The sequence below is a fragment of the Neorhizobium sp. AL 9.2.2 genome (assembly GCF_013317225.1).
Classification (GTDB): Bacteria; Pseudomonadota; Alphaproteobacteria; order Rhizobiales; family Rhizobiaceae; genus Neorhizobium; species Neorhizobium soli.
In genome coordinates this window covers 195901-220893 of the sequence record NZ_JAALXU010000009.1, presented here as the reverse complement: position 1 = coordinate 220893, position 24993 = coordinate 195901, and the positions used below count along the sequence as shown (strand labels likewise).

The following is a 24993-nucleotide window of genomic DNA, read 5'->3' as shown; positions in this document are numbered from 1 at the left end:
TGCGCCATATGTATTGAGATCAGAGCGCTCGGCGACCATCGCCGGGCGTCATATGTTTTGAGGTTCGCCGTGCCGCACTGGCTTCAATTGATGGTCGATTCGTTGCCGACACTTCTGTGGGCCGGCGTGAAATTTACGATCCCGCTGACACTCCTTTCCTTTGTGCTGGGCCTATCGCTGGGGCTTGCCACCGCGGTCGCACGGTTGTTCGGGCCGTGGCCGGTTTCAGCAATCGCTCGCTTCTATGTATGGATCATTCGCGGTACGCCACTCCTTGTGCAGCTCTTCGTGATCTTCTACGGCCTGCCGAGTGTGGGAATTCTGCTTGATGCCTTTACGGCGGCCCTGATCGGCTTCACGCTCAATGTCGGTGCCTACACGTCGGAGATCATCCGTGCAGCCATCTCCTCCGTCCCCAAGGGTCAGTGGGAAGCCGCCTATTCCACCGGCATGAACTGGCGCCAGGCGATGCGGCGCACGATCCTGCCGCAGGCAAGCCGGGTATCCGTGCCGCCTCTGTCAAACACGTTCATATCGCTGGTCAAGGATACCTCGCTTGCCGCGGCAATCACCGTGCCCGAACTTTTCCAGTCCGCGCAGCGTATCGTTGCCACGACGTATGAGCCGCTCATTCTCTATATCGAGGCCGCCATCATCTATCTCGCTCTGAGCTCCATCCTGTCTCACCTGCAGTCCCGACTCGAATTTCGCTTTGCCCGATACGGCGGCATGCTGGAGGCCAACCGATGATCGAACTGTCGCATATCGAAAAGCGTTTCGGCGACGCCGTCATTCTGAAGGATATCTCTCTCAGCTTTCCGGAGGGCAGCGTTTCGGCTCTGGTCGGACCGTCGGGCGGCGGCAAGAGTACCTTGCTCCGCTGCATCAACCTCCTAGAGCAACCGACTGCCGGAAGCGTGCGCATAGGCGCTGAGAGCGTCGACTTTGCACCCGGCCGCAAGGCGCCGTGGCAATCCATTCAGAAAGTGCGCAGCCAGACGGGAATGGTGTTTCAGAACTTCCAGCTTTTCCCACATCGCACGGCCATCGAAAACGTCATGGAAGGGCTGCTTGTCGTCCAGAAATGGTCCCGCGAAAAAGCCAGGGCGCGCGCCATGGAATTGCTGACGAAAGTCGGCATGGAACACAAGGCCGATGCCTGGCCCGCCAATCTCTCAGGCGGCCAGCAGCAGCGTGTGGCAATTGCACGGGCGCTCGCGCCCTCGCCGAAAGTTCTTTTGTGCGACGAACCGACTTCGGCGCTTGACCCGGAGCTTTCCGCCGAGGTCGTCGACGTGCTCGGCACCCTTGCCAAAGAGGGCACGACCATGGTGATGGCGACGCACGATCTGCGACTTGCCTCGCAGGTTGCCAATCTCGTTGTCTTTCTCGAGGCGGGGCAGGTCGTCGAGATCGGCAGCGCCGAACAGGTCTTTCGCAACCCTGTCCACGAACGCACACGTCAGTTCGTGTCGTCGATCAACGCCGCGCAGACCTTCTCGGCGTAGCCATTCCGGTGCTGCACGCCACTGCTAAAACCGCGTGCGGCCGTTGTTTGCATATTCAAAGACAGGGGCTCCCGAGCGATGACACCGACACAACCGCCACTCGATCCCCTCACCCAGGCGACGGTCACGATCGCCTGGGTGATCGTATTCAACAAGCCATTCTATCCCGTCTATGTCTGGTATCTCGTCGGCAATGGCGTGGCTGCGTCATGCGCTACATTGCTTGCCGCCCCCCTGTTTCTCGCGATCCCTTTCATTGCTCGCCAGTCACCCTTCATGGCGCGGTTGGCGTTGCCAATCGTCGGCACGCTCGACACGTTGTTCGAGACAAAACTGTTCGGGCATGGTTCGGGGACGGCACTTTTTTTCGGTGCCTGCTTCATGCTGGCCTCACTGTCCTTTTTTGCCCAGGAGAAGTGGTGGCAGCGCGGCATGGCGGCCTTTGTCTTCGCTGTGTTTCTATTCTCGCAGTATCTTCTCGGTCCTCCATTGCGGGTGTGGAGCGATCCTGACCTTGCCATCCTGCTCAGGCTCAACATGTTCTCGGTCGCATGCCTGATGGCCTTTATCGCCTTACGTTATGCCGGTCTTGAGACGAGACGTGAGCGCCAATAACCTTTGGTGATCCCGCGACTGCACAGTGCCTAATCTCCGCAACATCTCGAAACACGGAATTTTCAGGTTTTTCCCAGAGAATGGAGCGGATTGCTGACGACCGTCAATTTTAACAGGATGTCGGAACCTGTCCGCGGTTAAAGCATTATTTTTCGCAACGCTTACGAGGGGCGACGGACTTTATGGCTGTGGAAAAAGATGTTCGCGGCGCACGAGACGCAGGCGACCGGCTTATCGCCGCCCACGCATCGGGAGATCCGTTCGCAGCAGCTTTCAAAGCAACACGCATGCCGATGATCATCACCGATCCACGCCAAGTCGATAACCCGATCATCTTTTCCAATCGTGCATTCTCGAAGTTAACCGGGTACTCTTCGCAGGAACTTGTTGGGCGCAACTGCCGCCTCTTGCAGGGTCCGCAAACTGACCCTGCGGCTGTTGCCAAAATTCGGGAAGCGGTGTCGCAAGAGCGGGATCTTGCGATCGACATTCTCAACTACCGGCGAGACGGCACGACCTTCTGGAATGCTCTGTTCGTCAGCCCGGTTCGGAACGAAGATGGGCAAGTCATCTACTTCTTCGCGTCTCAGTTGGACTTTACCAACATCAAAAGCAAAGAGGCAGAACTAGCGGCGGCTCGGCATATCGCGGAAGAGGAAGTCGCAAGGCGGACAGCGGACCTGACGGACGCGCTGACAACAAAGACCGCGCTCGTTCACGAAGTCGACCACCGCGTCAAAAACAATCTCCTGACCATCGCCTCTATCGTCAAGCTCCAGGCGCGGATGGCGGAGGACGAGGTGGCAAAGAGGACCCTGTTTTCCGTCCTCAGCCGCGTCGAAGCGCTGAGCACTGTTCACCGTAAGCTTCTGAATGACGATGATGTCGGCCATTTCGATGTTGCAGAGTTCGCAGGCGACCTGATCGTCGATGTGGTCGGTGCGCTTAGACGATCTGACATTGTGATGACAACCGACCTGCACGAAGTCATCGTCCCGGCTGACAAGGCATCACCTCTCGCTCTTATCTTGAACGAGCTGATCGGTGATGTCGTTCGACGCGGCTTGAGCGATGGCGGCGGCGAAATTCACCTGGAAGTGAGACGCCTGAACGGACACTTCTTGGTAAGGGTCGTCGACACGGTCACCCCCGTTGTCTTTGACCAGCGCGAACACGACTTCGGCAGACTGATGCTGGAGACCTGTGCCAGGCAGCTGGGCGCTGAAATCGAACGGAAAACGGATGGCAAGCGCACAGAAGTGAGCGTTACCCTGATGGTCAATGAGTAAGGAACAGAATTTTGCGCGTGATGATCGTGGAAGACGAGGCGCTGCTTGCGCTCGAACTTGAAACTGAGGTCGAGGCTGCGGGTCACGATGTTGTCGGCCAAGCGGCTTCAAGCTCAACCGCATACGAACTTGCTGAAAAGTCTGCGCCTGACTTCGCTTTCGTCGACATCCAACTTCTTGATGGCCCGACAGGGATCGACGTCGGAAAATTCCTTGCTTCGAAAAACGTCCCTTACATATTTGTTTCAGGAAATTTGAAGCGGATCCCGGACGATTTTGCAGGCGCGCTCGGCGCAATCGAGAAGCCGTACACAATGAACGGACTGCAGAACGCGTTGGATTATCTAGCGCTACGGGTCGAAGGTGGGGAAGTACCGAGCCCCCCTCCTGGCCTCATCCTGGCCTCCGAGGTCGCCTGACTGTTTAGAAGCATGGGCGCCGCCCTGTCTAACAGTGTCCATCAATCCGCAGACATCGGATACTGATGGCCTTCACTTCTCGAAAGTAGGGCCCCGCTGCTGCAGGGCCTCCACTTCTGGTGCTGGTCTAGCGATCAGGCTGCAGCCAGCGCCTTTTCGATATCCTGGATCGAATGGCCCGTAAGGTCCTTGTCGAGTTCGCCAATCAGAACGTCAGACAGCGACTTGTGGTAGCTCTTGCGCATTTCGCCGAGTGTGCGGGGAGCCGCCACGACAACAAGATTTTTGATCTTTCCATCCAGCACATGCTTGTTCAGCATGTCGGCAATGCCGTTGCTGAATCCGTCTTCGTCCTGCTGGCTGTCATCCGGGTTTGCGGAACTGCTGGAATGGCGTGCACCGGAAGCGATTTTCGAGCTGTCGATGTCCGTGGCCGGCATCGCTCTCAGCTTGACGTTTGCTGCGTCACCTTCATTTTTGAAAAGGCTGAGCTTTTCGCCATCGGCAACGGCAACGATCGTGTTCTGTGGTAGCTGCATAAGGGTCTCCATAGTCAGCACCGCCTGCTTCCTTCGAGGAACCAGCCGGTGCATGTTTCGAGGCCTACAGTAATCCCGCAGCGGCGGATCGGTTCCGAGCAAATGACGTGGATAGCGCTGAGTTAGCTGATCCCTGACACCCGCCGTACCTCGCCGAACTGTCGCAAATCCGGCACCGGCTGCGACGCGGCTCCGTCGGCTACTGCGCGGTAAAAAACGTCAGAAGCACTTTTCCTTTTTCGCCCAGAAGGCAGACGAAACGATCAGGCTTACCGGTTTCGCCGCCGCGTGCGATATAGGCATCGCCCATGACGACGGTCTTCACCGCGACATTCTCGACTTTGGTATCCGCGGAGCTCACGGCCAGGGTTTCCATGTCGAGCACCAGGTCGGTGATGGCGGACGATTTTTCCTGCAGCGCCAGCAAGCCGGTCGACTGGCATGCCTGTGCTGCCTCGTCGTTGTTCGTCTGCGCGTAGGTTGCTCCGGCGGTGAGGCAAAGAGCGGCAAAGGCGGTCACGGAAAGTCGTTTCATAAGGGCCCCCAAGAAAAGTCGGCATTGACTGCGACCTCGAATGCATTTGACCTCGATTTGTTCCCTTCGATCCTGAGGCTAAGCCGCGCCGATTGTGGCACGACAGGATACGCATGGCGTGGTGGCCTTATCGATTTCCTGCGCCGATCAAGCACTCGGCTGCCGCTCGGTCATGATTAGGCGTTTGAGCGTGTACCTGTTAGACCTTTGCCAACGGATCGACCGTCATGACATCGCGCTGACCGTCGTGTCAGCTTTCAAGAAAGAGAGATCGATATGGGTTGGAAAACGCCAAAGGTCGAATACGTGAACGGTTACAAGATCGTCGAGGTCGATGGGCCATCCTTCAAGGTGTACGAAGGCGATCGCCAGCTGGGCGATGACTTCCCTTATTCCGGCGAGGCTGCGGCTCTCGCGAATTCTTTGCCGAAGCTGGATATGCCGAAACCTAGTCATGGGTTGCCCTCGTTCCGCTGACGGCGGGCCATCGCCTTTTCAAGTGATGCATCGCAAGGGATTGGCGATGGATATTTCGGTTCGGCTCACGACTTACCCTGGCCTCGATGATCGGATTGTCATCGTGAGGGCTGGCGACGAGGTCGATGCCGTCTTCGTGCGGACTGATCGGTTCAATCTCCTCGTCGATACGCTTGGCACCCCATCCCTGTGTCGGGAGGCGCTAGCACTGCTCGACGACCAGATGGGCGATCGGCCTCTGCTGGTCATCAACTCCCATATGGACTGGGACCACTTTTGGGGCAATTCCGGGCTTGGCGATCGCATACCAATCATCGCGCACGCCAAGGCGCTGGAGCGGCTGAACGATCCCGCTGCACGAGATAAGCTGGTCGAAAAACAGCGCGACGCACGATTTCGGGATGTCGAGATTGTTGCCCCCAATCTATGCTTCGCTGGCGAGAGCATGATCCTGGATGGCGGCGATCTGGTCCTCGAATTGCTTCACACGCCCGGACATACGCCCGATCATGTCGCGGTCTGGATCCCTTCCATCCAAACCTGTCTTGCGGTCGATGCCGTCGAGTGGCCGATCCCCGAGGTCTGGAGTAAGGATCCTCACGATCTCAAGGCGCTTTGCTGCTCGTTGAAAACAATCCGTGATCTTGATGCCCGCCACGTCGTTCTAGCTCACGGCCAGACCTCCGCACCGTCGATTGTCGAAGCGAACCTTGCTTACTTTTCACGACTACACGACCGCGTCGCCGCTCTTGACGGCTCCGCGTTGGCCAACGCTGATCTCGACCAGAAAGACGGCTTGCGCCTGCGGGACTTCGTGAGCCTGCCAGAGGATATGCCGGGCGAGACGGCAGCATTTTACGAACGCTGCCATCGGTCCAACCTTTATGCGACAGCGGAAGCCCGGAAGGCCGGTGTCGCTTATATCTGAACCGTTCGTCCTCCGGCACGCGTGTTTGCTCGAACCGGAGGGAGCGAGAGCACAATCTTCGTTCCCCTTTTGCGAGTATCAGGCTGAGCCTCACGGAACTCCTGCTCTTGCTACCTGTTGGATAGGACAGAAAAGGAGCACTGAAATGAGTAAACCGGAAGACGATGCAAAGGGCCAGTACGCCCCGTCCCAGGCCGATCGCAAGGCGACAGGGGTTCACAGCGCAAAGCCGACAGTCGTGACGGGCTCTGAAGACGCGACCGTTCACCGCGATGCGCCGGGAAAGAAATCCGAAAAGGATTTTGATCTCAACTATGATCCCAAGGACATGAACGAAGGCAGTTTCCGCGGCTGAAGCATAGCACGCGGTCACCTACCCCAGCAGGATCAGCCGTGGCGCTCCATAAGATCGTCACGCTGCTCCTGCGTCAGTGGCCTGATTTTTTCGCCACGCAGCATCAGGAATAGTTTCGCCGTTTCTTCGAGCTCCTCCGTCGCGTATTGCGCCTCGCGCAGCGATTTCCCGGCAACCACCGGCCCGTGATTGGCGAGCAGGACGGCGTGACTGTCGCGAGCACGCTCCCGCACCGCCTCCGCCAAAGCGGCATCGCCTGGCGGGAAATACGGAGCCATCGGCAGTTTTCCCACCCGCATGACGTAATAAGCCGTCAGTGGCGGAAGAAGATCCTCCGGGTTTAGTCCTTCGATGAGGCTGATCGCGACGGCATTCGTCGAGTGAAGGTGAACGACCGCTGAAGCCGTGCTGCGTTCGCAATACATGCACTGGTGCAGAAACGCTTCCTTGGTCGGTTTGTCGCCGGAGACGTGCACGCCCTCAGCCGAGAATTTCGAAAGGCGCGCCGGATCGAGCGCGCCAAGCGATGCGTTTGTCGGCGTCATCAGCATATCGCCATTCGATAGCCGCGCACTGATGTTGCCGGTCGATCCGAACGTGAAGCACCGGTCGAAAAGCGACTTGCCAACCGTGACGATCTCGTCGCGAAGCTTTGTTTCCTCGGAAAGAACTGCCGTCATTTCAAAAGCTCCCACGCCTTGAGGAAGAAGTCGGCGGTGCCGAAATTGCCGGATTTGAGTGCAAGCGCCATTGGTGCGCCATCACCCATCGTCAGTGTCCAGGGCACACCCGGGTCGATCTCGCGGCCGATAAACAAGGCGGACGGCGCCAGTGCTCCAACGACGGCGCCTGACGTTTCTCCGCCGGCAACGATCAGCCTCCGAACCCCGTTTTCGCGCAGTCCGATGGCGGTTTTTGCGAGGAACTGCTCGACGATCTCGCCAGCCTTTTCCTGTCCAAGGCTGTCTTGGGCCGCCAGAACATCCTTGGGATCGGCGCTCGAGTAGATCAGTGGAACGCCTTCCTGCGCCAGAGCCCATCTGATCGCTTCGTCAACGTCCATACGCCCTTGTGCGATATCGACCGGATCGAGCTTGAGCGTTGACATGCCGGCCTCGATAGCGGCCTTGATCTGGCCCCGTGTCGCCTCTGAACAGGAACCGGCAAGAATGGCGGCCCTCCCGTCCGGCGGTTCAAACTGTCCTGCCGTGATGTCTCGTTGCAAAAGCCCCGCGCGCCGAAAGTTCTCGGGCAGACCGATTGCGATGCCGGAACCGCCGGTGATCAGCGGGAACTCTGCGACTGCCTCACCGATCACGCGCAGATCCTGGTCGGTAATCGCGTCGATGACCACGACGCCGTCACCACGCCGACGCGCCTCTTCGAAGGCCGCACGAACGCTCTCGGCACCCTTTGCGACGTTCTCATGTGAGACAAGGCCGACCTGAAGTTTGGATTGTGCCGCCATCAGACGCACCAGCGACGAATCCGTCATCGGCGTCAGGGGGTGATGGCGCATGGGGCTATCCGACAGCAGTTGATCTGCCACGAAGAGATGACCCTTGTAGATTGTCCGGCGGTTGGCTGGGAAAGCAGGGCAGACGATCGTCAGATCCGTCCCAAGCTCGCGTGCGAGCGCGTCGGTGACCGGCCCGATATTGCCCTTCGGCGTCGAATCGAAGGTCGAGCAGTATTTGAAGATGATCTGGCGGGCACCGGCCGTCTTCAGCCATCGCAGTGCCTCGAGCGACATCGCGATGGCCATTTCAGCGGGATTGGTACGGGATTTCAGGGCGACGACGACCGCGTCGACATCGCTCAGATCGAAATCGGCGGGCGGAACGCCCACCGTCTGGATCGTGCGCATGCCCTCCCTCGACAGCATCAGGGCAAGGTCCGTTGCGCCGGTCAGATCATCGGCGATTGCGCCAAGCAGCATATCATTCTCCTGTCTTGAGGATGGGCTCCGCCTTCAGGCGGTTGCCCCCTCTATAATTGAAAATCCCGTGTCGATGATCCTTGCCTCCTGCGGACGCTGAGGCGTCTCCAGCAAGGCTTCGATTGCCGTCTTGCCGATGGCAAAGCGATTGGAAAGCACCGTGGTCAGCGGCTTTGGCAGAACCTGTCCGATCTCGAGCCCGTTGAAGCCCATCAGCGCGAGACCGTCCGGCACCGGCATTCCGGCCGCCATGCAGTGCATGAAACCGCCCACCGCCATGTCGTCGTTGGAAAACGCCGCCGCATCGATGGCGGCACCGTCGGCAAGAAGACTCGCCAGAGCTCGACGTCCTTCGAGCGTCGAACTTGGCGCCTCTGTCCGATACTCCGAGACCAGTGACAAGCCCGACTCAGACAAACCTTCGCAAAGCCCCTCATACCGCAAACGCGCGCGCCGATCCGCAGCCCAGTCATGGCCGACATAGCCGATCCTCGAATAGCCGCGCTGAACGAGATGGCGTGCCATCGCGCGGCCGGCGTCGCGATGCGACAGGCCGACCGCAAGGTCGATGGGCCGGTCATCGATATCCATCAGTTCGGCGATCCGCACCCGGCTGCCTTCAAGCATGCGTCTTGCGGCCGTGGTATGCTCGAAACCTGTGGTGATGATCGCCGCCGGATGCCAGGCCAGAAGCGACGAAATAATATCCTGCTCGGTCTCGAGACTGTAATCGGTCACACCGATCATCGGGCGATAGGACGTGCCGATCAGCCCGGCATTGATACCCCTGAGCACTTCGGGAAATACGATGTTCGACAACGACGGCAAGATGACGCCGATGATCGGCGAAGACGAGGACGCAAGCGAACCGGCAGCCCTGTTAGGGACATAGCCGAGTGCGTCGATTGCCGCACTGACGCGGAGTCTTGTCTCCGGTGCGATCGGCCCCTTGTTGCGGATCACGCGCGAGACGGTGTTCTCGCTAACTTTTGCCAGCCGAGCGACATGCGCAAGCGTCGGCGTCTCAGCGGCCGAGGGCACGCTATCGTCTGCAATCGACCTCCCCTCCCCGTCCAAGTCGTTCTCTCCTCCATTTATCTCAGCGCTAACATATGTCGCTTGAACAGGGCAAGAGGATGTGGTTGAAAACATGTTAGCGCTGAGATTCTGACTACACAGCGCTTCATGGAGGTGCCGCTCATGTCCAGCCCAACCACTATCGCCATCATTGGCCTCGGCTCAATGGGACTAGGCATGGCACGCTCTGTGCTGAGCGCCGGTCACAAGGTTCGCGGCTTCGACGTCAACCGGGACGCGCTCTCGACCCTCGAAAATGAAGGTGGCGTTGCCGCCTCCTCGCCGGGCGATGCTGTTGAAGGCGCTGACATCGCGGTCGTCGTGGTCGTCAATGCGGCACAGACGGAAACAGTCCTTTTCGGCGAGGCCGGGATCGTCAGCGCGATGCATTCCGGCGGCGTCATCGTCTGCTGTGCCACCGTGTCGCCCAGCGACGCCAAATCCTTCGCTGCGCGAACCGAGGCAGCCGGGCTGCTTTATCTCGACGGCCCCATCAGCGGCGGCTCGAAGAAGGCGCATTCGGGAGAACTGACCTTCATGGCATCGGGCTCACCTGAAGCATTCAAGGCGGCGCGGCCGGCGCTCGATGCGATGGCCGCCACCGTCTACGAGCTTGGCGACCAGCCGGGTGTCGGCTCCTCCTTCAAGATCGTCAATCAGTTGCTGGCAGGTGTCCATATAGCGGCCGCCTGCGAAGCGATCACATTCGCGAAAAGCCTCGATCTCGACATTGCCAGGGTCTTTGACGTCATCACCAAATCGGCTGGCAATAGCTGGATGTTCGAAAACCGCATACCGCATGTGCTCGATGGCGATTACAGCCCTCACAGTGCTGTTTCGATCTTCACCAAGGATCTCGGCATTGTCTCCGACATAGGCCGCCAGCAGAAGTTTCCGCTTCCGATCACCGCGGCCGCATTGCAACTCTTCATCATGACCGAGGCCGCCGGGATGGGTCGCGATGACGACAGTTCGGTCGCGCGGCTGCTCGCCCAGATCACCGGGCTTCACCTGCCCGGCATGCCAGAGAAAGAATAGGCCCATGCCGAAGTTTGCCGCAAACCTGTCGATGATGTTCAACGAGCGACCGTTCCTGGAGCGGTTCGCGGCTGCGGCCACGGCTGGCTTTAGCGCCGTCGAGTATCTCTTCCCTTACGACTATCCAGCCGAGGTCGTCGCCGAGAAGCTTCGTGATGCCGGGCTAAACCAGGCCCTGTTCAACATGCCACCCGGGAATTGGACAGGCGGCGATCGGGGTCTTGCGAGCCTTTCCGACCGGCGCGAGGAGTTCGAGTCGTCGCTGGTCAAGGCAATTGCCTATGGCAAGGCGATCGGAACGCCGCTTCTTCACATGATGGCCGGCATCGCGCCAGCCGATGATCCCACCGCTGCATCCTGCTATGTGGACAATCTGAAAAAGGCGGCCGATGCAACGGCCGAAGCCGGTATCGGTCTCGTCATCGAGCCGATCAACAAACGCGATATGCCGGGTTATTTTCTCAACGACTTCAATCGCGCATTCGATCTCGTCGCCGATCTCGATCGCCTCAATGTCAGTCTGCAGTTCGACATCTATCACCGCCAGATCATGCATGGAGATGTCATCACAGCCTTGAGGCAGATGGCGCCGCGCATCGGGCATGTCCAGATTGCGGCGGTTCCTACCCGGCATGAACCCATGACAGGCGAACTCAACGACCGCATGATCTTCGAAGAGATCGACGCCCTCGGCTATCAGGGTTATGTCGGCTGCGAATACCGGCCTGCGGGAGTAACCGAGGACGGACTGGGCTGGATGAGTTCGATCTGAACCCGGCTCACCCCTTTACCGAAGTATGCATCCGGCTTGCATCATCCTTCGCTCGTCAGTTCCGCCCTGATCCGTCGCTGTTCTTGCAGCGCCGTCTGGAGTTGCGTCAAGAACGCCTCGACGCCGGGCGTCATCGGGCGATCTCGACGCGTGACGATCCCGTATGATCCCATCACCGCAGGCAGCGTGACCGGGATCTCGACCAGCAGGTTATGGCGGATGTAGAAGTCCGATACGTCGCCGGGCATCACGGCCAGCATGTCGCTCTCGTGCATCAGCGCCACCATCGTCATCATTGACGAAGTTTCGACGATGTTTTGGGGACCGGACAGTCGCATTTCGGCAAAGACGGGCGCCAGAACCTTTCGCATCGGGCTTCCGGCCGGCAGAAGCGTCCAGGGCCATTCGCCGAGCTCGCGCACCGTGACGGACGACCTGCTCGCGAGCGGATGGTCCCGCCGGCCGACGACTTTCAGCGGTTCGTCGATGAGATCGACGTAATCGAAGTCGTTGCGATCGCCGAGCACGATCGGTCGTGCCAGCAGCACATCGAGGTGACCGTTCAACAGGGAGCCAACGAGCGCATCGCTTGTCCCAGCATCGATCGAGACCTGCAGGCCGGGATGCTCGCGCTTGAGCGCAGCGACAGCCTTTGCCAGCAGAAACGGAACGGCGCTGATGACAGCCCCGATCCGCAACGTGCCGGATGCGCCCGACGACAGCGAATCGAGATCCTCCCTCGTCCGGACGATTTCCATCTGCATGAGCCGCGCATGTCTGATCATCACCTCGCCATAGGGCGTTGCGCGCATGCCCCTGGAACTGCGCTCGAACAGCGGATGGCCGACGGCCGCTTCCAGATCCTGAATCAGTTTCGTCGCCGTCGGCTGCGTCATGTTGAGAGCCGACGCGGCTTTTCGCAGGCTCGCGACCTTTCCAAGCTCGACGAGAAGCAGGAGTTGCGTGCTTTTCAGATGGCGCAGGAGCGACAGCCCGCGGTCGAAACGCTCTGATGTCATTGGCGCAATCCGTTTCAGCCGGCGGATGCGGTGATCGGAAAAGCCGATCACATGATCTGTATATTTCATTATTTCGGCATAGCCAGTCAACTATATTCCCGGGATGCACGGTGGAGAGGAACGCCGATCAAGGAGGTCGGTGACAACCGGGTGGATGCAAGCCTGATGAGGCCTGCGCCGACAAGTCAGGGAGGATTTGTATCTATGTCCGAAATTGAACAGCAACCCGTTGCCGCTGGCCGCGTGGAGCTAAAGGGTAAAGCGGCAACGAATGTACGATGGTACATCTTCGTCGTCGTTTTCCTGCTCGTTGTCATCAACATGGTCGACCGTACGGCTCTGTCGATCGCCATGCCCAGCATTGCCGCCGAATTCTCGCTCGGCCCCGCCATGCAGGGTCTTATCCTGAGCTCCTTCTTCTGGAGCTATGCATTGATGCAGATCCCCGGAGGCATGCTGATCGACCGCTTTGGCGCACGCTCGGTCATCACGGTGTCCACACTCGGTTGGGGTATCTTCCAGACCATTGCGGGCTTCACGACCGGCGGCATCTCGCTTCTGTTGACGCGCATCGGTCTCGGCGCGGCGGAAGCGCCTCTCTTCCCGGCCGGAGCAAAACTCAATTCGATCTGGCTTTCGAAACGGGAACGGGCACGCGGTGCCGTTTTCATGGATAGCGGTGCCCCGCTCGGGGCTGCCATCGGCGGCGTCCTGATCAGCTGGCTCATCCTTACGCTCGGAAGCTGGCGGCTTGCCTTCATCGTCGCCGGGCTCGTGACCATTCTTTTGGGCTGGCTCGCATGGCGTTACCTCCGTGACAATCCGTCCACGCATCCGGGCATCAACGCTACGGAAATGGATATCATCAACGAAGTGGGGCAACCGAAGTCCGAGGCTACGGAAAGCGAACCGACCGAAATCCTTCGCCGGTCGATCGTCAGCCTCGTGGCAGGTCGCGCCGGATGGGCGATGATCAATTTCGGTCTGCTGACCTGGGGCCCGAGCTATCTTGCGCAGGCGCGCAACTTCAACCTGAAGGAAATGGGCGGAGCGACTTTCGTCATCTTCCTCGCCGGCATGCTGGGTTCGCTCGCGAGCGGCTTTGTCGCCGACAAGATGGTGGCCGCAGGGTTTAAACGATCCGTCGTCTACAAGCTTCTTCTGGGCATCACTGGCCTCGGCGTCGCCGCCACATTCATCGCTCTGCCGCATGTGAGCAGCCCGGTTGCCGCGGTCGCGCTTCTCTCCGCCACACTATTCCTGCTCTACTTCGGCAGCCTTTACTGGAGCCTTCCCTCCATCCTCGCGCCTAAGAGCCGGGTCGGCGTCATCGGCGGCACAATGAATTTTGCCGGCAGTGTCAGCGGCATCATCGTCCCGATCCTGACAGGCTTCATCCTTCAATGGACCGGTGGCTCCTATGGCACCGTGCTCGGCTTCTTTGCGGGCTGCGCCGTCGTCTATGTCATCGCCACTCTCACCATCGACTTCAACGAAGGTACTCGTGAACGGAAGGGCAGCTAATTGGACGACTTTCCTCTTTGGGACGGCCCTATCGTCGATGCGCATCAGCATTTCTGGGACCCCGTCGCCAACGACCACCCCTGGCTGAAGCCGGAGGCAAACATTCCTTTCCGGTATGGCGATTACAGCTCGATCAAGCGGCGCTATCTTCCGCCAGACTACCTGAAGGACGCGCAAGGTCACAACGTCGTGCAGACAGTGTATGTCGAGACCGAGTGGGATCCGACAGATCCCATTGGCGAAAGCCGATACGCAACCAAGGTCGCGGATGAATTCGGGCTCCCCAACGCAATCGTGGCTCAGGCATGGCTCAACAGAGCCGATGTCGGCGACGTGCTCGCCGAGCAGGCAAAGTTCAAACTCGTGCGCAGCGTGCGTCACAAGCCGGGCGGCGCCGAAAGCGCCGCTGTTGCTGCCGATCACCGAACTCTCATGACCGACGAGACCTGGCGCAAAGGCTACGCCCTTCTCGAGACGCATGGACTGAGCTTCGATCTCCAGACGAACTGGTGGCATCTCGACGAGGCCATGCTGCTGGCACGGGATTTTCCTTCCACGACCATCATCCTCAACCACACGGGTCTGCCATCGGATCGATCCAGCGAAGGGATGAAGGGATGGCACGCGGCGATGGGCAAGTTTGCGGATATGCCCAATGTCTGCGTCAAGATTTCTGGGATCGGCCAGAAAGGGCGGCCCTGGTCAATCGCGGACAACAGCGCCATCATCACCGAAACCATTGCTATGTTCTCAGCCGAGCGGACGATGTTTGCCAGCAATTTCCCGGTCGATAGTCTATGCGGTTCATTTGACACGATCTATTCGGGATTCAAGCACGTGGCGGCACGCTATTCCCTGAGAGATCAGGCAAAGCTCTTTGCGGGGACTGCACGCAAATACTACCGGCTGCCGATGGCGAACGAAGCCGGCATGACCGGCACCGCGCCTGAGGTGGCCCGGACGGCTGCCTTTGGGTAGGACGCAGTCGAAGGCTGAATAGACCTGGCTGCGATCGCGAATCGCCGATCGGGACCTGAATCTAAGGTTGCTGTTGTGCTATCCGCATGACGGTTCCCGGTGCCGATCAGCCTAAGTTCTCTAAAAAAAATCTCGCGATCCGTTCAAACTCGCGTTCGCAAACGCGAGTTTGAACAGTCGGTCTATCGCGTAACGCAAGAGCAAATCGATTAGATCGCGCTGATCGATCGTATCGCCGCCTGCGCTCCGCTGTCCGCAAAATTTTGTATACAAAATTCTGAAGACTTGATGTGTGCTAATAGATGGCCTATGATTTTCCTCGGATGGAGGAGATTATGGCGTCAGGACGAAGCCCAAAATCAGTCGGACTTGCGCCCGCAAAGGCCGTCTCGGCGAGGCCCAGCCGCCACGATCAGAGTGGCTTCAGCGCGCTCGTTTCTTTCTCATTCGAATTCAAAGAACTGCTCGACATCACGAGATCGCAGCCGGCGTCTGCCTGGCCGCTCATTGCCGGGTCGATATCACGAGGTGCGCCGAGGACGCAGTTCGCTGCCGCTTCGTGAACACGAGGACCGATCGGCTGTAGGCAAACCTGCAGCCATTTCATCTAAAGGAGGAATAAGATGAAGAAGCTATCCGTAGGATTGACATTTGCGGCCGCGGTCGTGCTGACGGGACAGGCGCTTGCCTTCGAACCGACACGCCCCGTCGAGTTTGTCGTCGCATCCGGCCCGGGCGGCGGTACCGACAACTTTGCCCGTACCATCCAGTCGATCATCGCCAAGCACAAGCTGATGGAAAAATCGATGGTGGTCCTCAACAAGGGCGGAGGCAGCGGTGCGGAAGCGTTCCTCTACGCTCGCAAGAATGAAGGCGATCCGAACAAGCTCTACTTCGGAACCAACAACGCCTATCTCCTGCCGCATGTCGCAAAGCTCGCCTATTCGATGGAGGACCTACGTCCCGTCGCAGCGCTCGCATTCGACGAATTTCTGATCTGGGTGAAGGGCGATTCCGAATACGCGACGCCGACGGATCTCATCGAAGCCGCGAAAGCTGCGCCGAACAAGCTTTCCTTTGCAGGCAGCCAGTCGAAGGACACGGATGAAACCCTGGTCGCTCTGATCGAGCAGACGACAGGCACCAATTTCAAGTATCTGCCCTTTAACGGCGGTGGCGAAGTCGGCGTTCAGCTGGCCGGCGGCCATGTCGCTGCCAACGTCAACAATCCCAACGAAAATGTCGGCCAGTGGCAGGCGGGTGCGATCAAGCCGCTTTGCGTCTTCTCCGACAAGCCGATGGCCAAGAGCGATCCGGTCCATGACGGCAAGGGCTGGGGCGACATCCCGACCTGCGCCTCGAGCGGCGTCAACATTCCGTCCTACAAGATGCCCCGCACGGTCTGGATCGCGGCAGGAACGCCTGATGATGCGGTCGCCTACTACAGCGACGTTCTGAAAAAGGTCAGCGAGACCCCGGAATGGGCCGACTATGTCCGCAAGACCTCGCAGACCGGCGATTTCATGTCCGGCCAGAAGCTGCAGGACTTCATTGTTACCAGCGAGAAGAATGCCGTCGGCGTCTTCGAAGCCGAAGGTTGGCTGGTTAAGTAAAATCCTGACGCCAATGCGATTTTAGGTCCGGCATTTTTCATGCCGGATCTTTCGATCGAGGGAAATCAATCATGCGTATCAAGCGACTCCATGTCGAGATCGTCACAGCCATCACTCTTGCCGCCGTCGGCGCGCTGGGTGCAACAGGTGCCCTGGAACTCGGCGTCAGCTGGAGTGAATCCGGCCCCATGCCGGGCTACTTTCCGTTTTACGTCGGCATCATCCTGATCGTTGCGGCGTTTGCCAGCGCGGCCCAGGCCATTTTCAGGTTGAAAATGGGCAGCGAGGAGATGCGCGAGACGTTCCTTGAGCCGGAACAGACGCGAAGGGTTCTTTCCTTCCTTCTGCCGATGATCGTCTTCGTCATCGTGACTGTCTTTCTCGGCACCTATATCGGGACAGCGCTGTATCTCTTCTACGTTGCCTGGCGCAACGGCGGCTACAAGCCGTGGATCGCGATCCTGATCGGTGTTGTCTTCTCCATCGCGCTTTATTTCGTCTTCGAAAAAGCGTTCCAGGTGCCGCTGCATAAGGGCCCGATCGAAGAAATGCTCGGCATCTACTAAGCACCCGGAGCTTGATCATGGAAAATTTTGAACTGCTTATGGGTGGCTTTGCGACGGCCCTTACGCCGATGCACATCACCCTGATGATCGTCGGCGTCCTTCTCGGGCTGATCGTCGGCGTGCTCCCCGGACTCGGAGCGCCGAACGGCGTATCGTTGCTCATTCCGCTGACCTTCACAATGGACCCGGTCTCGGCGATCATCCTTCTGGCGTCGATGTATTGGGGCGCGCTGTTCGGCGGCTCGACGACCTCGATCCTCTTCAACATTCCCGGCGAGCCGAGTTCGGTGGCGACCACTTTCGATGGTTATCCGATGGCGCGATCCGGGCAATCGACCCGCGCACTCACGCTTGCCTTCATGTCTGCCGGCATCGGCGCCTTCGTCGGTATCGTCGTCATCACGCTCCTGTCCACCTGGGCGGCACGCTTCGCGCTTCGTTTCGGCGCGGCTGAATATTTTGCCGTCTATTTCCTCGCTTTCTGCGCCTTTGTGGGGATGGGCAGCGCTTCGCCGATCAAGACGGCCGTCTCGCTCAGCCTCGGCCTTCTTCTATCCACTGTCGGCATGGATACCGTCACCGGATCGCTTCGCCTGACATTCGGCATCGAAGCTCTCCTCAGCGGCGTCAGCTTCCTGGTGGTCGTCATCGGTCTGTTCGGGATCGGCGAACTTCTGGCAACCGTCCAGGACGGGCTGAAATTCCGCGGAGTCGCCTCCCGTATCGACCCGCGCGACGTCTTCAAGACCATGCTGGAGCTGCCGAAATACTTCACCACGATCGTGCGCTCGTCTGCCGTCGGGATCTGGATGGGCATCACGCCCGGCGGCCCGACCGCAGCATCGTTCATGAGCTATGGTCTCGCGCGCCAGTGGTCGAAGCCGGGCGAGAAATTTGGTACCGGCCGTCCGGAAGGTATCGTTGCACCGGAAACCGCCGACCACTCGGCCGGCACCTGCGCCATGCTGCCTATGCTTGCCTTGGGCGTTCCGAGCTCTGCAACCGCAGCCGTTATGATGGGCGGCCTCATGATCTGGGGCCTGACGCCCGGCCCGATGCTGTTCACCACGCAGCCGGACTTCGTCTGGGGCCTGATCGCCAGCATGTATATCTCCAACTTCGTCGGCGTTATCCTGGTTCTGCTGACGGTTCCGTTCTTCGCAGCACTGCTTCGCATCCCGTTTTCGATCATCGGTCCGATGATCGTGGCGATCTGCTTCGTCGGCGCCTATACGGTGGCGAACTCGACGTCCGACCTCTGGCTCGTGCTGATCTTCGGCGTCGTCGGTTTCGTCTTCAACAAGCTGGAATTCCCGCTGGCACCATTGGTTCTCGCCATGGTTCTCGGCAGCAAGGCGGAAAGCTCGTTCCACCAGTCGATGATCGCCTCCGACGGATCGCTCGGGATCTTCTTCTCGAACTATCTGGTCGGCTCGATCATGACAGTGGCACTCGCGCTTCTCATCATTCCGCAGAGCCTGAAGTTCATCAAGTACCTCAGAAGCCACAAGAACGTGGACGCGGCGGCATAAGCCGCGCCCACGCCTTTTTCGTTTCGGTTTAGGAGGGGAACACCATGAACTATCACACCTATTTCGGCAGAGAGTCCGCCCCGGTGGAATGCTGCATCGTCGGCACCGGCGGCTTCGGCCGCAGCTTCATCGCGCAGAGTTTGAAGACGCCACTGATCAGCACCCGCGTTGCCGTCGATCTGAAGGCGCAAACCGCGACAGACGTTCTGCGGGGTCTTGGGATCGATCCTTCCAGGATTGCCCAATGCGCAACCGCGAGCGAGGCGAAGACGGCCTGGGAGAACGGCCATTATATTGCGGCGGGTGACCTTTCCGTCGTCCTCGACCTTCCGATCTCCGTGGTTGTCGAAGCCACCGGTCATCCGGAAGCCGGCGCGAAGCATTGCCGGCTTGCGATCGATGCCGGCAAGCATGTCGCGCTCGTCTCCAAGGAAGTCGATAGCGTCGTCGGTCCCGGCCTTGCACTGCGCGCCCGCAACAACAATGTCATCGTCACCCCGGTCGATGGCGATCAGCCGAGCCTGTTGATGGGTCTGGTGACCTGGGCGGAAGTGCTCGGACTGGATATCATCGCCGCCGGCAAGGCCAGCGAATACGATTTCGTCTACGACCCAAAACAGAAGACGCTGAGCTCCAACGGCAAGACCGCGTCTGCACATGATTTTGGCGACTGGATCGAACCGGCAACACTGGACCTGTCGACCATCGCGGCAAGACGATCGGAAATCGCAGCGGAGTTTCCGCAGCGGGCAGTTCCGGATCTGTGTGAAATGACCCTCGTTGCCAATGCCACAGGCTTCCTGGTCGACCGGCCAGATCTGCATGTTCCGATCGCGCGGATAACCGAAGTTGCCGATTTCTTTTCCGAGCGTTCGAGCAGCGGGTTGCTTGGCGCGCCAAAGGTGCTCGACGTCTTCCACTGCCTTCGCCTTCCCGGCGAACTGAGCTTTGCCGGCGGCGTCTTCGTGACGGTGCGTTGCGACGACGCGGAGACCTGGCAGATGCTGGCGGAAAAAGGCCATGTCGTGAGCCGCAAGGGCGATGTCGCCATGCTCTACATTCCACGCCATCTTCTGGGCGTCGAGGCTGCAACGAGCATTCTGGAGGTGGGACTGCGCGGCGTCTCCAGTGGTGCGGCCGAGCCGCGGCCGGTGATCGACCTCGTCGCGCATGCAGATGCAGATATCGAAGCCGGAACAGTTTTGACGGCAAGCGGCCACCATCACTCGATCGTCAACGTTTCTGCGCGGATGATCCCGGCCGGCCCGCTCTTGGACGATACGGCCGTTCCCTTCTACCTGGCAGCCAATCGCACCCTAAAGAGAGCGGTCAGGGCGGGCCAGCCGATCCTTTGCGGCGATGTCGAACTTGATGAGACCTCGGCATTGCTCGAACTGCGGGGCGAGCAGGACAAGGCGTTCTTCTAAGCCTCCCAAGGCAATGCGCGGTCGGCGCTAACGCTGGCCGCGCGCTCTTAAAGGCCCTGTGGCCGAACTCGCGTCGAGGATAAGCCTTGCTCTCCTATATCCTCGTCTGCGCCATAGGCTTTGTCGCCGGTTGCCTGAGCGGGGTGATCGGCACCGGCGCCAGCCTCATTCTCCTGCCCGTCCTTGTTCCGATGTTTGACCCCGCGCGCGCCATTCCCGTCATGGCGATCGCCGGGCTGATGGCGAATGCCGCGCGTGTGATGGCTTGGCACAGGCATGTCAATTGGCGCGCCGTTCTCGCTTATGCGCTGCCTGGCATGCCGGCAGCGTCATTGGGCGCTGTCAGCCTTGTCCATCTGCCGGCAGCCATCAGCGGCACTTTGCTCGGCATCTTCATCATGCTGCTCGTCCCGTTCCGGCGATACATTCGCCACCGCAACATGACCATCGGTCTCAGTGGAATGGCGATCGCCGGTGCCGTCGTCGGGTTTCTGACCGGGATGTTCCTATCCACCGGCCCACTCAGCATTCCAGCCTTCCTGGCCTTCGGGCTGACCAAGGGCGCCTTCCTGTCGACGGAAGCGGCGGCCTCGATTTTCGTGCAGGCCGCAAAGGTTTTCACGTTCTATCAGGCAGGTGCGCTCACCCATGATCTCGCGATCAGCGGTCTCGTCATTGGTTCGTCACTGATGGCCGGAACGTTCTTTGCCAAACGGTATGTCCTCAGCATGTCCGAGCGCAAGTTTGGCCTCATGATGGATGCCATTACCCTGGCATCCGGCCTGTGGCTCACATGTGTCGGTCTGTTCGGCTGAAACCGAACAGACCTTCTCAGGGTCAGCCGCGGTCGGCGATAAAGCCGGCAGCAAGCTGCGCCACCATGGACAGCGATACAGCGCCGGCATCCGGATGGCCGATGCTCTTTTCCGCAAGCGGACGCGCACGGCCCAGCCGCGGCGTAAGTGCAGCTGTTGCTTCGGCCGCCGCGCTCGATGCGTCGGCTGCAGCCTTGAAGGCTTCCGGCAGTGACTTGCCGGCCGCGGTCTTCTCCGTCAGCGTCTCGACGAACGGAATAAGGGAATCCACGAGCGTCTTGTCGCCGATACGGGCACGGCCGAGAGTGGTCACGGCCTCCAGTGCCCTGCGCGCGCCTTCGGCAATCGCTGCTTCATCAGGCACGTCGTTGTCGCTCAGTGCGCTGCTCCACGACCGCAGCAGCAATCCCCAGATCGCGCCGGATGTGCCGCCGGCGCGGTCAGCCCAGGCATCGCCGCCAAGCGCAAGCGTCGTCTGCGCGCCGGCTCCCGCCGATACGGCAGCGGCCATCGCCTTGGCAGCGGCATCGGAACCACGCTGCATTCCCTGCCCATGGTCGCCGTCGCCGGCAATCGCATCGATGCGTCCAAGCTCGGATTCCTTGTCCGTGAGCATGGCGGCAATCCTGGCAAACAGATCCGAGATGCAGGCGGCCGACTTTCGCGACGCTTCGGATGCCGCCGGGATGACCGGAGCAGCTTCCTCATCGGTGATGACATCGGTGCGCAATTCAGCGACTTCAGGCCGTCCGCGACGAAATGCCGGCGCATCGCAGGGTGCCGCCCAATAGCGCTCAAGCTCTTCATCGAGCCAAGTCAGCGTCAGCGAGCAACCCTGCATGTCGAGGCTGGTGACGAATTCCCCGGCTTCCGGCAGGACGATCTGAAGGTCGGACCCGGTGAGATTCTTCTGGACGGCGGTCCACAGCACGAAGAGTTCTTCGTATTTCGTCGAACCGAGACCGTTGAGAATTGCCGCGACGCGCGTGCAGCCCTGCGGCCTTTCGGCCAGCAGTTTGTCCGTGAGAACATCCGCGAGGTCCGTCGCGCTCGCGATATCCTGCTCGCTAATGCCAGGTTCGCCGTGAATGCCGAGGCCGAGAGCCATCCGGCCTTTCGGGACCGTGAACAACGGCTGCTTTGCACCTGGAAGGGTGCAGCCTGCAAAGGCGACGCCAAACGAAACCGTGCGTTCATTGGCATGCCGGGCGATACGCTCCACCTCGTCAAGCGAAAGCCCCGCTTCCGCCGCCGCTCCCGCTATCTTGAAGACCATGAGGTCGCCGGCGATGCCGCGGCGCTTGGCGTGTTCGTCAGCCGACGCACTCGCAACGTCATCGGTCACGGCAATGATGCGCACATCGATGCCTTCGGCACGAAGACGCTCTGCAGCGACCCCGAAATTCAGCACGTCGCCTGCATAATTGCCGAAGCCGAGAATGATGCCGCCGCCATTGTCGGCATGGCGGCAGACACGTGCAACCGCTGCCGTCGATGGAGACGCAAACACGTCACCTGCAACCGCTGCATCGGCCATACCCTGGCCGACATAGCCCGCGAAAGCCGGATAATGACCCGAGCCGCCGCCGACAACCACCGACACCTTGCCATCAGGCACTTTGGTGGCTCGCACGACACCGTTGGTGATGAGGCGTACGTGGTTGGGATAGATCTGACAAAAGCCGGCAAGCGCAGTCGAGGCGAATTCGTCTGGGGCATCAAAGATCGTCGTCATTTAAGCGGTCCTCAATTACGCGGCAGAATGCGCCGGAGATAGTCGCGGTTGGTCGCGCTGACGGAAAGGCCGTCGCCACCATAATGCTCGCACAGGAACGGGCTGTTGAAGCCGTGTTCCAGCGCAAGCTTGATTGCTGTGCGATAGTTGATCAAGCCGGATTCGAGCGGAACCGGGTGGCTGGCGATCAGGCCCGCATGCTCGTCCTCGATCCGCATGTAGTTCTTGACGTGCCAGTATTTGGCGAAAGGCGCGACTTTCGTCATCATTTGCAGCCAGTGCTCGACAGGCCGATGGAGACGGATGAGATTGCCGAGATCGGCGTTGATGCCGACATTGGCCAGATCGACTTCCTCGACGAAGCGGACAGAACTGTCCGCCGTTCCGAGATACGTGTCCTCGTACATTTCGAGGGAAACCTCGATCCCGACTTCTGCGGCGTGCCTGCCGAGTTCGGCAACGCGGGCCACCGCCTTGTTCCACGTCGCGGGATCATCGGGGTTTTTGGCACCCTGTTCGGTCCAGAACCACAACGCGCTTTTCTGCTTGTCCGTCAGCGGCTCGAAAAAGCCGAAGGAAACGCTCTGCGCGCCGATCTCGGCGGCAGTCTCGATGACGCGGTGGCTGTAGGCGAGGTAATCGTCGCCGTGTTTCTCGTCGATGACGCTGCGCCGCGATGTCGATATCGCCGGGATGGTCATGCCTGCATCTTTCACGACCTCGCAGAACGCACGACGGCGATCAGCCGAAAGATCGGCGACGCGGAGCCAGCTGTCCGTGGGATCGAGTTCGGTAAAGCCTGCATCTGCGACTTCGCCGACAGTCTTGGCCCATTCCTCGACGGTCTGATCCTGAACCGAACGACCGTCCGGCAACATATTGGGGTATTGAATCATTGCGGCCGCGATCGGCCAGGTCTCACGCGTCCACTTGGGAGCTGAACTTGTCATTGTCGTCCTCCAACCGCGACGCCACCGCGCTCTTGATGGCGCAGGGAAGCCGCACACTCTGACAGTTGGCAGCCGGCGTTCAAGCCGACCGACATGCGCCAAGCCCGCGTCCTCTCGGGCTGAGATGACCGGCCATTCACGGCCGGTCATTTATGATCAAGTGATCAGGCGGCCTGGGCTGCCTGGCGCTGGCGCTTTGCCATACGGGTCGCAAGCAGGATCGCTTCACGGGTCGCGCCGATATCGGCAATGCCCTTGCCTGCAATGTCATAGGCCGTGCCATGAGCCGGCGTGCAAAGCGGGAATGGCAGGCCACCCATCATCGTCACGCCCTTGTCGAAGCCAATCAGCTTCATGGCGATCTGACCTTGGTCATGATACATGGTGAGGACGGCGTGATAGCCTTCCTTCATGGCGCGAAGAAACACGGTATCGGCCGGGAACGGACCCTCGACGCCGTAACCGCGCGCCTTTGCTTCGGCAACGGCGGGTTCAATGATCTCGATTTCTTCCATTCCGAAGCTGCCGCCATCGCCCGCATGCGGGTTGAGACCGGCGACCGCGACGCGCGGCTCATCGATACCGGCGGCCTTCAGGCAAGAAACAGTCAGTTCGAGTTCCGACAGAAGCCGGTCCACGGACAGGTTGGCAGCCACTTCCTTGAGCGGGATGTGCGAGCTGACACGTGCGTTCCAGATCTTTTCGAGAACGTTGAACTCGCGGATCTTGCCGGTGAACGACAGAACGTCCGAGACGAAACGGATTTCGTCATCGTAGCCCGGATAGGCAAAGCGCATCGCCTTCTTGTTGAACGGCGTGAAGCAGACCGCATCGGCCTTTCCGGCATGGGCGAGCTCAAGGACGGTGCGGAAGTTGCGCGTGGCGAACGTGCCGCCGGCCAGCGTCGCTTCGCCGCGCTCCACCTCTTCCGGAGCGAGATGGCCCAAATCGATAAATGCGTGCTTCGAGCGATCGAGACCCGAAAGATCATCGAGCGAAGCCGAGATCAGATCTGGCTGAACGCCTGCTTCCTGCGCGCCCTTATCGAGAATGCGCCGATCGCCGATCACAACGATATAGGCCTGCTCTCTGATGTCATCCAAAGCCAGAAGCTGTGCGGTCAGTTCGGGGCTGATACCGGCCGGGTCTCCCATCGCAAGCGCAATGGTGGGACGGCTATCGTGATGCTGGGTGATATCCATGGGTCAATTCTCCTACCTCGGTGAGGACGTTTCTAAGCCATCCGAAATCGCAGGACAAGTCTTTTGCATTTTGTATGCAGCATTTTTACGTTTGGTGCCGTTCGGGTTCTGGTATAATCCTGGCGAGACGCTTTGATCATC

General features: G+C 59.7%; 26 protein-coding genes. 17 read left to right on the top strand and 9 right to left on the bottom strand.

Annotated features, from left to right (window positions below):
* Positions 1-69 precede the first annotated feature (69 nt).
* The 5 genes from G6K99_RS18765 (at position 70) to G6K99_RS18745 (ending at position 3831) form a co-directional block, all read left to right on the top strand.
* Positions 70-750: an ABC transporter permease subunit gene (locus G6K99_RS18765; protein WP_174197459.1), complete on the top strand. Its 681-nt coding sequence runs from the start codon at positions 70-72 to the stop codon at positions 748-750.
* Positions 747-1508: an amino acid ABC transporter ATP-binding protein gene (locus tag G6K99_RS18760; RefSeq protein WP_062458743.1), complete on the top strand. Its 762-nt coding sequence runs from the start codon at positions 747-749 to the stop codon at positions 1506-1508. The genes G6K99_RS18765 and G6K99_RS18760 overlap by 4 nt, the downstream gene beginning before the upstream one ends.
* A gap of 78 nt (positions 1509-1586) precedes the next feature.
* On the top strand, positions 1587-2123 hold the full coding sequence (locus tag G6K99_RS18755; RefSeq protein WP_174197458.1) for a hypothetical protein: 537 nt from the start codon (positions 1587-1589) through the stop codon (positions 2121-2123).
* A 188-nt stretch (positions 2124-2311) separates the two neighbouring features.
* Positions 2312-3412 carry a PAS domain-containing protein gene (locus G6K99_RS18750; RefSeq protein ID WP_371816239.1) on the top strand — a complete coding sequence of 367 codons (1101 nt, stop codon included), beginning with the start codon at positions 2312-2314 and terminating at the stop codon, positions 3410-3412.
* 11 nt (positions 3413-3423) lie between these two features.
* Positions 3424-3831 carry a response regulator gene (locus G6K99_RS18745; RefSeq protein ID WP_174197456.1) on the top strand — a complete coding sequence of 136 codons (408 nt, stop codon included), beginning with the start codon at positions 3424-3426 and terminating at the stop codon, positions 3829-3831.
* 134 nt (positions 3832-3965) lie between these two features.
* On the opposite strand, the gene G6K99_RS18740 is transcribed toward G6K99_RS18745, so the two are convergent.
* Together G6K99_RS18740 and G6K99_RS18735 are read right to left on the bottom strand one after the other, a co-directional pair.
* A complete protein-coding gene (locus tag G6K99_RS18740; protein WP_062576571.1) occupies positions 3966-4370 on the bottom strand; it encodes a host attachment protein in 405 nt (134 codons plus the stop codon).
* Between the two features lie 199 nt (positions 4371-4569).
* Positions 4570-4905, bottom strand: coding sequence for a hypothetical protein (locus G6K99_RS18735; protein ID WP_062458725.1), 336 nt, complete (start codon positions 4903-4905; stop codon positions 4570-4572).
* Between the two features lie 276 nt (positions 4906-5181).
* Between G6K99_RS18735 and G6K99_RS18730 the strand changes: the two genes are divergently transcribed.
* The 3 genes from G6K99_RS18730 (at position 5182) to G6K99_RS18720 (ending at position 6665) form a co-directional block, all read left to right on the top strand.
* Positions 5182-5382, top strand: coding sequence for a hypothetical protein (locus G6K99_RS18730; RefSeq protein ID WP_062576573.1), 201 nt, complete (start codon positions 5182-5184; stop codon positions 5380-5382).
* A gap of 46 nt (positions 5383-5428) precedes the next feature.
* Positions 5429-6310, top strand: coding sequence for an MBL fold metallo-hydrolase (locus G6K99_RS18725; RefSeq protein WP_174197884.1), 882 nt, complete (start codon positions 5429-5431; stop codon positions 6308-6310).
* Between the two features lie 145 nt (positions 6311-6455).
* Complete coding sequence (locus G6K99_RS18720) at positions 6456-6665, top strand: hypothetical protein (protein ID WP_062458716.1); 210 nt, start codon at positions 6456-6458, stop codon at positions 6663-6665.
* 32 nt (positions 6666-6697) lie between these two features.
* On the opposite strand, the gene otnC is transcribed toward G6K99_RS18720, so the two are convergent.
* The 3 genes from otnC to G6K99_RS18705 are packed head-to-tail and all read right to left on the bottom strand — an operon-like array spanning position 6698 to position 9681.
* Positions 6698-7345, bottom strand: coding sequence for a 3-oxo-tetronate 4-phosphate decarboxylase (gene otnC, locus G6K99_RS18715; RefSeq protein ID WP_062458713.1), 648 nt, complete (start codon positions 7343-7345; stop codon positions 6698-6700).
* A complete protein-coding gene (otnK, locus tag G6K99_RS18710) occupies positions 7342-8604 on the bottom strand; it encodes a 3-oxo-tetronate kinase (protein ID WP_174197455.1) in 1263 nt (420 codons plus the stop codon). The genes otnC and otnK overlap by 4 nt, the downstream gene beginning before the upstream one ends.
* 33 nt (positions 8605-8637) lie before the next feature.
* Complete coding sequence (locus G6K99_RS18705; RefSeq protein ID WP_244631529.1) at positions 8638-9681, bottom strand: LacI family DNA-binding transcriptional regulator; 1044 nt, start codon at positions 9679-9681, stop codon at positions 8638-8640.
* A gap of 123 nt (positions 9682-9804) precedes the next feature.
* Here G6K99_RS18705 and ltnD point away from each other — a divergent pair, with 123 nt between their 5' ends.
* Positions 9805-10719 (top strand): L-threonate dehydrogenase, encoded by a 915-nt coding sequence (gene ltnD / locus G6K99_RS18700; protein WP_092664625.1) that lies wholly within the window; start codon positions 9805-9807, stop codon positions 10717-10719.
* A gap of 4 nt (positions 10720-10723) precedes the next feature.
* Entirely contained in the window at positions 10724-11491 is a 768-nt protein-coding gene (otnI, locus tag G6K99_RS18695; protein WP_174197453.1) for a 2-oxo-tetronate isomerase, read from the top strand.
* Positions 11492-11532: 41 nt separating this feature from the next.
* Here the strand turns inward: otnI and G6K99_RS18690 are convergent, their stop codons facing one another.
* Positions 11533-12579 (bottom strand): LysR family transcriptional regulator, encoded by a 1047-nt coding sequence (locus G6K99_RS18690; RefSeq protein WP_244631528.1) that lies wholly within the window; start codon positions 12577-12579, stop codon positions 11533-11535.
* Positions 12580-12714: 135 nt separating this feature from the next.
* Here G6K99_RS18690 and G6K99_RS18685 point away from each other — a divergent pair, with 135 nt between their 5' ends.
* From G6K99_RS18685 to G6K99_RS18655, 7 genes are all read left to right on the top strand, one after another.
* A complete protein-coding gene (locus tag G6K99_RS18685) occupies positions 12715-14034 on the top strand; it encodes an MFS transporter (protein ID WP_062458697.1) in 1320 nt (439 codons plus the stop codon).
* Complete coding sequence (locus G6K99_RS18680; RefSeq protein WP_174197452.1) at positions 14035-15012, top strand: amidohydrolase; 978 nt, start codon at positions 14035-14037, stop codon at positions 15010-15012.
* Positions 15013-15635: 623 nt separating this feature from the next.
* Positions 15636-16625 carry a tripartite tricarboxylate transporter substrate binding protein gene (locus G6K99_RS18675; protein ID WP_174197451.1) on the top strand — a complete coding sequence of 330 codons (990 nt, stop codon included), beginning with the start codon at positions 15636-15638 and terminating at the stop codon, positions 16623-16625.
* 71 nt (positions 16626-16696) lie between these two features.
* Positions 16697-17191, top strand: coding sequence for a tripartite tricarboxylate transporter TctB family protein (locus G6K99_RS18670; RefSeq protein WP_062458685.1), 495 nt, complete (start codon positions 16697-16699; stop codon positions 17189-17191).
* A 17-nt stretch (positions 17192-17208) separates the two neighbouring features.
* Positions 17209-18723, top strand: coding sequence for a tripartite tricarboxylate transporter permease (locus tag G6K99_RS18665; RefSeq protein WP_062458682.1), 1515 nt, complete (start codon positions 17209-17211; stop codon positions 18721-18723).
* Between the two features lie 44 nt (positions 18724-18767).
* On the top strand, positions 18768-20150 hold the full coding sequence (locus G6K99_RS18660; protein WP_174197450.1) for an NAD(P)H-dependent oxidoreductase: 1383 nt from the start codon (positions 18768-18770) through the stop codon (positions 20148-20150).
* 86 nt (positions 20151-20236) lie between these two features.
* On the top strand, positions 20237-20965 hold the full coding sequence (locus G6K99_RS18655) for a sulfite exporter TauE/SafE family protein (RefSeq protein WP_174197449.1): 729 nt from the start codon (positions 20237-20239) through the stop codon (positions 20963-20965).
* A 22-nt stretch (positions 20966-20987) separates the two neighbouring features.
* On the opposite strand, the gene G6K99_RS18650 is transcribed toward G6K99_RS18655, so the two are convergent.
* The 3 genes from G6K99_RS18650 to G6K99_RS18640 form a co-directional block, all read right to left on the bottom strand.
* Complete coding sequence (locus G6K99_RS18650) at positions 20988-22700, bottom strand: dihydroxyacetone kinase family protein (RefSeq protein WP_174197448.1); 1713 nt, start codon at positions 22698-22700, stop codon at positions 20988-20990.
* A gap of 11 nt (positions 22701-22711) precedes the next feature.
* A complete protein-coding gene (locus tag G6K99_RS18645) occupies positions 22712-23650 on the bottom strand; it encodes a sugar phosphate isomerase/epimerase (RefSeq protein WP_174197447.1) in 939 nt (312 codons plus the stop codon).
* A gap of 164 nt (positions 23651-23814) precedes the next feature.
* Positions 23815-24852 carry a 4-hydroxythreonine-4-phosphate dehydrogenase PdxA gene (locus tag G6K99_RS18640; RefSeq protein ID WP_174197446.1) on the bottom strand — a complete coding sequence of 346 codons (1038 nt, stop codon included), beginning with the start codon at positions 24850-24852 and terminating at the stop codon, positions 23815-23817.
* Positions 24853-24993 lie beyond the last annotated feature (141 nt).

Excerpts from the sequence above, each read along its gene's own strand:
- G6K99_RS18730 (WP_062576573.1), top strand. The coding sequence starts at position 5,182 with ATGGGTTGGAAAACGCCAAAGGTCGAATACGTGAACGGTTACAAGATC.
- G6K99_RS18740 (WP_062576571.1), bottom strand. The coding sequence starts at position 4,370 with ATGCAGCTACCACAGAACACGATCGTTGCCGTTGCCGATGGCGAAAAG.
- G6K99_RS18725 (WP_174197884.1), top strand. The coding sequence starts at position 5,429 with ATGGATATTTCGGTTCGGCTCACGACTTACCCTGGCCTCGATGATCGG.
- G6K99_RS18760 (WP_062458743.1), top strand. The coding sequence starts at position 747 with ATGATCGAACTGTCGCATATCGAAAAGCGTTTCGGCGACGCCGTCATT.
- ltnD (WP_092664625.1), top strand. The coding sequence starts at position 9,805 with ATGTCCAGCCCAACCACTATCGCCATCATTGGCCTCGGCTCAATGGGA.
- G6K99_RS18685 (WP_062458697.1), top strand. The coding sequence starts at position 12,715 with ATGTCCGAAATTGAACAGCAACCCGTTGCCGCTGGCCGCGTGGAGCTA.
- G6K99_RS18650 (WP_174197448.1), bottom strand. The coding sequence starts at position 22,700 with ATGACGACGATCTTTGATGCCCCAGACGAATTCGCCTCGACTGCGCTT.
- G6K99_RS18690 (WP_244631528.1), bottom strand. The coding sequence starts at position 12,579 with ATGAAATATACAGATCATGTGATCGGCTTTTCCGATCACCGCATCCGC.
- otnK (WP_174197455.1), bottom strand. The coding sequence starts at position 8,604 with ATGCTGCTTGGCGCAATCGCCGATGATCTGACCGGCGCAACGGACCTT.
- G6K99_RS18755 (WP_174197458.1), top strand. The coding sequence starts at position 1,587 with ATGACACCGACACAACCGCCACTCGATCCCCTCACCCAGGCGACGGTC.
- G6K99_RS18640 (WP_174197446.1), bottom strand. The coding sequence starts at position 24,852 with ATGGATATCACCCAGCATCACGATAGCCGTCCCACCATTGCGCTTGCG.
- G6K99_RS18665 (WP_062458682.1), top strand. The coding sequence starts at position 17,209 with ATGGAAAATTTTGAACTGCTTATGGGTGGCTTTGCGACGGCCCTTACG.
- G6K99_RS18675 (WP_174197451.1), top strand. The coding sequence starts at position 15,636 with ATGAAGAAGCTATCCGTAGGATTGACATTTGCGGCCGCGGTCGTGCTG.
- G6K99_RS18735 (WP_062458725.1), bottom strand. The coding sequence starts at position 4,905 with ATGAAACGACTTTCCGTGACCGCCTTTGCCGCTCTTTGCCTCACCGCC.
- G6K99_RS18645 (WP_174197447.1), bottom strand. The coding sequence starts at position 23,650 with ATGACAAGTTCAGCTCCCAAGTGGACGCGTGAGACCTGGCCGATCGCG.
- G6K99_RS18660 (WP_174197450.1), top strand. The coding sequence starts at position 18,768 with ATGAACTATCACACCTATTTCGGCAGAGAGTCCGCCCCGGTGGAATGC.
- otnC (WP_062458713.1), bottom strand. The coding sequence starts at position 7,345 with ATGACGGCAGTTCTTTCCGAGGAAACAAAGCTTCGCGACGAGATCGTC.
- otnI (WP_174197453.1), top strand. The coding sequence starts at position 10,724 with ATGCCGAAGTTTGCCGCAAACCTGTCGATGATGTTCAACGAGCGACCG.
- G6K99_RS18720 (WP_062458716.1), top strand. The coding sequence starts at position 6,456 with ATGAGTAAACCGGAAGACGATGCAAAGGGCCAGTACGCCCCGTCCCAG.
- G6K99_RS18670 (WP_062458685.1), top strand. The coding sequence starts at position 16,697 with ATGCGTATCAAGCGACTCCATGTCGAGATCGTCACAGCCATCACTCTT.